Annotated in this window: 5 protein-coding genes; 4 read left to right on the top strand and 1 reads right to left on the bottom strand. The window is 69.0% G+C overall.

The genetic code is table 11. The features are described 5' to 3' along the window. Both EET03_RS07440 and mnmA read left to right on the top strand, forming a co-directional pair. Positions 1 to 1,171 (top strand): cysteine desulfurase family protein (locus EET03_RS07440; protein ID WP_136625656.1); only part of this gene is annotated, 1,171 nt, incomplete at its 5' end. Next, positions 1,168 to 2,259: a tRNA 2-thiouridine(34) synthase MnmA gene (gene mnmA, locus EET03_RS07445; RefSeq protein WP_208649018.1), complete on the top strand. Its 1,092-nt coding sequence runs from the start codon at positions 1,168 to 1,170 to the stop codon at positions 2,257 to 2,259. The genes EET03_RS07440 and mnmA, both read left to right, overlap by 4 nt. Positions 2,260 to 2,643: 384 nt before the next feature. Here the strand turns inward: mnmA and EET03_RS07450 are convergent, their stop codons facing one another. Continuing rightward, positions 2,644 to 3,273: a sensor domain-containing protein gene (locus tag EET03_RS07450; RefSeq protein ID WP_075542383.1), complete on the bottom strand. Its 630-nt coding sequence runs from the start codon at positions 3,271 to 3,273 to the stop codon at positions 2,644 to 2,646. 71 nt (positions 3,274 to 3,344) lie between these two features. Here EET03_RS07450 and EET03_RS07455 point away from each other — a divergent pair, with 71 nt between their 5' ends. Both EET03_RS07455 and ligA read left to right on the top strand, forming a co-directional pair. Then, the gene (locus tag EET03_RS07455) at positions 3,345 to 4,370 is read left to right on the top strand and encodes a uroporphyrinogen decarboxylase/cobalamine-independent methonine synthase family protein (RefSeq protein WP_099194044.1); all 1,026 of its coding nucleotides are present in this window, start codon (positions 3,345 to 3,347) and stop codon (positions 4,368 to 4,370) included. A 52-nt stretch (positions 4,371 to 4,422) separates the two neighbouring features. Beyond that, positions 4,423 to 6,510: an NAD-dependent DNA ligase LigA gene (ligA, locus tag EET03_RS07460; RefSeq protein ID WP_099194045.1), complete on the top strand. Its 2,088-nt coding sequence runs from the start codon at positions 4,423 to 4,425 to the stop codon at positions 6,508 to 6,510. Positions 6,511 to 6,755 lie beyond the last annotated feature (245 nt).

Here is a 6,755-nt window from a genome sequence, read left to right on the forward strand (position 1 = left end):
GGATCACGCCGCCACCACCCCGATGCACCCCGCCGCCATCGAGGCGATGACGGCCGAGCTCGGCACCGTCGGCAACGCTTCGTCGCTGCACACCACGGGGCGCACGGCGCGCCGGCGGATCGAGGAATCCCGGGAGCTGATCGCGGACAAGCTCGGCGCCCGCCCCTCGGAGGTGATTTTCACCGCCGGCGGTACCGAGAGCGACAACCTGGCCGTCAAGGGGATCTTCTGGGCGCGCCGTGACGAGCAGCCCGGCCGTCGGCGCATCGTCACCTCGCAGGTGGAGCACCACGCCGTACTCGACGCGGTGGACTGGCTCGTCGAGCACGGGGGTGCGCAGGTGAGCTGGCTGCCCACGGCTGCCGACGGCTCGGTGTCGGCCACCGCGCTGCGCGAGACGTTGCAGAGTCATGACGACGTCGCCCTGGTGTCGGTGATGTGGGCCAACAACGAGGTCGGCACCATCATGCCGATCGCCGAACTGGCCGCCGTCGCCGCCGAGTTCGGCGTGCCCATGCACAGTGACGCGATTCAGGCGGTGGGACAGGTACCGGTCGACTTCGGCGCGAGCACGTTGTCGGCGATGAGCGTGGCGGCGCACAAGTTCGGCGGTCCGCCCGGCGTGGGCGCGCTGTTGCTGCGCCGCAACGCCGCCTGTGTGCCGTTGCTGCACGGCGGTGGCCAGGAACGCGATATTCGCTCCGGCACTCCCGACGTCGCCGGTGCGGTGGGAATGGCGACCGCGGCGCAGCTCGCCGCGGACGGCGTGGAGGCCAACAGCGCGCGGCTGCGGCTGCTGCGCGACCGCCTGGTCGAGGGGGTGCTCGCCGAAATCGACGACGTGTGTCTCAACGGTGCTCGCGACCCGTTGCGGCTTCCCGGCAACGCGCACTTCACGTTCCGCGGCTGTGAGGGCGATGCGTTGCTGATGTTGTTGGACGCCAACGGGATTGAGTGTTCGACCGGTTCGGCCTGCACCGCCGGCGTGGCCCAGCCGTCGCACGTGTTGATCGCGATGGGCGCCGACCCTGCCAGCGCCCGCGGGTCGTTGCGTCTTTCCTTGGGGCACACCAGTGTCGACGCGGATGTCGATGCGGCGTTGCGGGTGCTGCCCGCGGCGGTCGCCCGGGCTCGCGGCGCCGCCCTGGCAGCCGCGGGAGCCTCGTGGTGAAAGTTCTCGCCGCGATGAGCGGCGGCGTCGACTCTTCGGTCGCGACCGCCCGCATGGTCGATGCCGGACACGACGTGGTCGGGGTGCACCTGGCGCTGTCGACGGCGCCCGGAACGCTGCGCACCGGATCGCGGGGCTGTTGCTCCAAAGAGGACGCCTCGGACGCCCGCCGGGTCGCCGATGTACTCGGAATACCGTTCTATGTCTGGGATTTCGCCGAGAAGTTCAGCGCAGACGTGATCGACGACTTCGTGTCCTCCTACGCTCGCGGAGAAACACCCAACCCCTGCGTCCGATGCAATCAGCGGATCAAGTTCTCGGCACTGTTGACCCGGGCGCTGGCGCTGGGTTTCGACGCGGTGGCCACCGGCCACTATGCCCGGCTGTCAGATGGGCGGCTGCGCCGCGCCGTCGACCGGGACAAGGACCAGTCCTATGTGCTGGCCGTACTGACCGCGCGGCAGCTGCGCCATGCGCTGTTCCCGATCGGGGACACTGCCAAGTCGCAGATTCGGGCGGAGGCGGCCCGCCGTGGCCTGGCGGTTGCCGACAAACCCGACAGCCACGACATCTGCTTTATTCCCTCCGGCGACACCCGGGCGTTCCTCGGTGCGCGCATCGGCGTTCGCCGGGGCGTCGTCGTCGATGCGGACGGCGCGGTGCTGGCCACCCATGACGGTGTGCACGGGTTCACCATCGGCCAGCGTAAAGGCCTCGGTATCCCGGGACCCGGTCCCGATGGCCGCCCGCGCTACGTCACCGCGATCGACGCCGACACCGCGACTGTTCGCGTGGGTGACGTGTCCGATCTCGACATGCACGCGCTGACCGGACGAGCACCGGTGTTCACCGCCGGAGCCGCACCGACGGGTCCGGTCGAGTGCGCGGTGCAGGTGCGTGCTCACGGTGAAACCGCAAGTGCGACAGTCGAATTGGTTGGTGATGAGCTGATGGTGCGATTGCATGCGCCGCTGCGCGGGGTGGCCCGTGGCCAGACGGTGGTGCTCTACCGGCCGGATCCCTGCGGTGACGAGGTGCTCGGCAGCGCCACCATCGCCGGCAGCGACCGGCGGCAAACCGCAAGCTGAACTAGGCACCGAGCGTCGTTTCGGATGCCGAAGAGCCGCCGCCCGCGCTCGATTTTGGCCCTAAAGATGATGCATCCACCATCAACCGGGTGCCTGGTGCCGATGAAATCGGCGCCTGCCCACCCCTCACCGATTCAGAGCAGAAAATCCTCGGCCCGCCGTTGACCCCACGTAATCGCTTGAGCAGCAAGGCCATTGACCACGTATCGCGCGGTCACTGGGGTCAGCAAATCCGGGCGCGTCGGCCCAGAGTATGGATGCTGCTGCCAAGGACCCGACCCGTTTACCCATGACGCGCGATGTACGCAACCCTCTGTGTGGCGCTGGCGCTGTGGCGACGAGCCTATCGCTCCGAAGCGCCACTCAAAAGGGTGATCGGCTACTCTAGTGCGGCACGTTGGCGGCCATGTTCGTCATCACGATGTCGGGCACCGACTCCGGAAAACCGCAGAAGGTGACTTCCAGCAGCGTCACCGAGAGGACGCGGTAGTCGCGGCCACAGTCGCCGGGCCGGATGTGCAGCGAGTCGCCGTCGACATGCCACGTACTGACCAGCAGCGAGCCGCTGGAACTATTTGCGCAACTCCCCACGGCCGCCGCCAGCGACTCGAAGGCATGCCGGGCGATGTCGGGCGCCCGATACACCGCGGCGCCCTCGGAGATCAGCGCACCTTCGGGCGGGTCCTGGAACGTGATCTTGTGGAACCCTGCGATGTCGGGCCCGAAGATCGCCGTCTCGGCGTAGATGAACCGGCATTCCCGGGGCAGGGTGTCTGCGAGGGCGTCGATATCGACCGGGTGTTTGCCGTCCGTCGACGGCACGATCGTCAGGTCGTCACCGGCGCCGGTGATCGCGCGCATCCTCGACTGGTCCAACAGCACCGCGTCGACGTTGAGCACATCCAGCGGGTAAGCGCCATACGGGGGCAGTACTTCGCCGTCCACCACGCGTGTGCACGCCGCCGTCAGCGCCACCGCGCAGCACCACTGCAGCGGCCGGATCCGTCTTGCCATCAGCCACCCTTCTGTGCTTGCAACCTACCCGTGCGCCCCGCCGCTAAACAGCCCTCGAATACGGTTGACAAGTGAGTGTTTTCGCGTCGCCTTTCGCAAGGGCCACCGGCATCGGATCCTGGCCCGGCACGGCGGCGCGGCCGGCCGCCGAGGTCGTCGTCGGCGAGCTGGCCGATGCGCTGGCGCACCTCGTCGAGTTGCCCGCCAGGGGAGTGGGCGCCGATATGCTCGGCCGGGCCGGCGCCCTGCTGCTCGATTTGGCAGTGGACACCGTGCCGCGCGGCTACCGCATCGTCGCCCGGCCCGGCGCGGTGACCCGCCGAGCGGTCAGCATGCTCAACGAGGACATGGACGCCCTCGAGGAGGCCTGGGAGACCGCCGGTCTGCGGGGCGGCGGGCGCGTGGTCAAGGTGCAGGCGCCCGGACCGATCACGCTGAGCGCGGGGCTGGAGCTGGCCAACGGCCACCGGGCGATCACCGACCCGGGCGCGGTGCGTGACCTGGCGGCCTCGCTGGCCGAAGGTGTCGCCGCGCACCGGGCGATGCTGGCCCGCCGGCTGGACACGCCGGTGGTGGTGCAATTCGACGAGCCGTCATTGCCGGCGGCCCTGGGCGGCCGGCTGACCGGCGTGACCGCACTGAGCCCGGTGGCCCCCCTCGACGGGGCCGTCGCCGGAGCGTTGCTCGACACCTGCGCCGCGGCCGCCGGCGCGGACGTCATGGTGCACAGCTGCGCGGCCGAGTTGCCGTGGGAGCTGTTGGCGCGCAGCGCTATTGGTGCGGTGTCGGTGGATGCGGGCACGCTGCGCGCGGCGGACCTGGACGGCATCGCAGCCTTCTTCGAGTCGGGCCGCACCGTGGTGCTGGGCGTCGTCCCCGCCACCGCACCGCAGCGGCGACCGGCGGTCGAGGAAGTGGCCGCCGAGGTGGTTGCGGTGACCGATCGGCTCGGTTTCGGTCGTTCGGCGCTGCGCGACCGCGTCGGGGTGTCCCCGGCATGCGGCCTGGCGAGCGCGACGCCGCAGTGGGCCCGCGCCGCCATCGAGCTTGCCCGCAAGACTGCCGAGGCGTTCGCCGAGGATCCGGACGCCATCTGATACGCCATCACGGCAATCTCGGCGTGTCAGGGTGCTCAGCTAGCCTGCCAGGGTGAGTTCGTCCGAAGCCGACACCACGCCGCCCGACGCGTTGCATCAATGGCAGGAGCTGGCTGAGGAGGTCCGCGAACACCAGTTCCGCTACTACGTGCGCGACGCGCCGATCATCACCGACGCCGAATTCGACGAGTTGCTGCACCGGCTGGAAGCGCTCGAGGAACAGTATCCGGAGCTGCGCACGCCCGATTCGCCCACGCAGCTGGTCGGCGGTGCCGGCTTTGCGACGGAGTTCCAGCCGGTTGACCACCTGGAAAGAATGCTCAGCCTCGACAATGCTTTCAGTGCCGAGGAACTCGGCGCCTGGGCAACCCGCATCCACGCCGAAATCGGTGACGCCGCGAATTACCTGTGCGAGCTCAAGATCGACGGCGTGGCACTGTCGCTGGTTTACCAAGGAGGCCGCCTGACCCGCGCCTCCACCCGAGGCGACGGCCGCACCGGCGAGGACGTCACGCTGAACGCCCGTACCATCGACGACGTCCCGGAACGGCTGCGCGCCAGCGACGACTACCCGATCCCCGACGTGCTCGAAGTCCGCGGCGAGGTGTTCTTCCGGGTCGCTGACTTCCAGGCGCTCAACGCCAGCCTGGTCGACGAGGGCAAGGCGCCGTTCGCCAACCCGCGCAACAGCGCGGCGGGCTCGCTGCGCCAGAAGGATCCTGCGGTCACGGCCCGGCGGCGGCTGCGGATGATCTGTCACGGGCTGGGCCATACCGAGGGTTTCCGCCCGGCCAGCCTGCACCAGGCGTACCTGGCGCTACAAGCCTGGGGATTGCCGGTTTCCGAGCACACCACGCTGGTCAACGACATGGCCGGGGTCCGGGAGCGCATCGACTACTGGGGTGAGCACCGCCACGAGGTGGACCACGAAATCGACGGCGTGGTGGTCAAAGTCGACGAGGTGGCGCTGCAGCGCAGGCTGGGTGCCACGTCGCGGGCCCCGCGCTGGGCGATCGCCTACAAGTACCCACCCGAGGAGGCGCAGACCAAGCTGCTCGACATTCGCGTCAACGTCGGTCGCACCGGTCGGGTCACCCCGTTCGCGTTCATGACTCCGGTCAAGGTCGCCGGGTCGACGGTCGCGCAGGCCACGTTGCACAACGCCTCGGAGGTCAAACGCAAGGGGGTGCTGATCGGCGACACGGTGGTGATCCGCAAAGCCGGCGACGTGATCCCCGAGGTGCTGGGACCCGTGGTCGACCTGCGCGACGGGTCCGAACGCGAATTCGTCATGCCCACAACATGTCCCGAGTGCGGCACCCCGCTGGCGCCGGAGAAGGAGGGCGACGCCGACATCCGCTGCCCCAACTCCCAGCGCTGCCCGGCGCAACTGCGGGAGCGGGTATTTCACGTCGCCAGCCGAAGCGCCCTCGATATCGAGGTGCTGGGCTACGAGGCGGCCGTCGCGCTGCTGCAGGCCGGCGTCATCACCAGCGAGGGCGACCTGTTCGCGCTGACCGAAGACGACCTGTTGCGCACCGAGCTGTTCCGCACCAAGGCCGGCCGATTGTCGGCCAACGGCAAACGGTTGCTGGCCAACCTCGACAAGGCCAAGGCCGCACCGCTGTGGCGAGTGCTGGTGGCGTTGTCGATCCGCCATGTCGGGCCGACGGCTGCTCGCGCGCTGGCCACCGAATTCGGCACCCTCGACGCGATCGCTGCGGCGTCCACCGAGCAGCTGGCCGCCGTCGAGGGCGTGGGACCAACCATTGCCGCGGCGGTCGCGGAATGGTTCACCGTCGGCTGGCATCGCGAGATCGTCGACAAGTGGCGGGCCGCCGGGGTGCGGATGGCCGACGAGCGCGACGAAAGCGTGCCGCGCACGCTGGCCGGCTTGACCGTCGTCGTCACCGGCTCGCTGGCCGGGTTCTCCCGTGACGAGGCCAAGGAGGCGATCGTCGCGCGCGGCGGCAAGGCTGCCGGTTCGGTGTCGAAGAAGACGTCGTTCGTCGTCGCCGGCGACTCGCCAGGATCGAAGTACGACAAGGCCGTCGAACTCGGCGTGCCCATCCTCGACGAAGACGGCTTTCGCAAGCTGTTGGCCGAAGGTCCTCCCGACCCCGGAGCTGTACCGGAGTGACATGGCCGTCCCGTGGTGAATCGTTACCCCGCATATGAATTCCAGGCTCGCGGTGGTCGTCGCAAGCAGCTTCCACCGGGGCGCGCCGGTGTTCCCTGACCGGTGTCCGGTTGACCTTAGGACTCGCGCAGTAATTAATTAGGTTTTTGTGTTTGGTTTGTCCACACTTGTGGTATGACGCTGCCTGCTGTGGACTCCGATCCGGTCGCCGCCCGTTTGTTGTTGATCCGCCCGCATCTGGACGA

The sequence above is a fragment of the Mycobacterium innocens genome (assembly GCF_900566055.1).
Classification (GTDB): domain Bacteria; phylum Actinomycetota; class Actinomycetes; order Mycobacteriales; family Mycobacteriaceae; genus Mycobacterium; species Mycobacterium innocens.

What these genes read in the sequence shown, in the direction of transcription:
- EET03_RS07450 (WP_075542383.1), bottom strand. Translation starts at nt 3,273, where the DNA reads ATGGCAAGACGGATCCGGCCGCTGCAGTGGTGCTGCGCGGTGGCGCTG.